The sequence below is a fragment of the Acinetobacter sp. 24-47-62 genome (genome assembly GCF_056779765.1).
In genome coordinates this window covers 1-225 of record NZ_JBWYIN010000055.1, presented here as the reverse complement: position 1 = coordinate 225, position 225 = coordinate 1, and the positions used below count along the sequence as shown (strand labels likewise).

Here is a 225-nt window from a genome sequence, read left to right as displayed (position 1 = left end):
GATTGCAACAACAATACGACATCCGCCCCTTCATCATGCAAAGCAACGAAAGCGACTACGACTTTCTGACTCGCTTACTACGCAGTGAAGGTATTAACTGGCTCATTGATGAAGCCCAACCGATTGTACCGAGTAACAACAGCCCGATCGAAGCACAAAAGCTCCGCCTGATTGACGACAACAGCCAATACCAAGCCCTCAACCGACGCAACATCCGCTACCATC

General features: G+C 49.8%; 1 protein-coding gene. It reads left to right on the top strand.

The annotated features are described in order from the left end of the window. A partial coding sequence (locus tag AC1M87_RS14865; RefSeq protein WP_481594135.1) for a phage late control D family protein occupies positions 1 to 225 on the top strand: 225 nt, incomplete at both ends.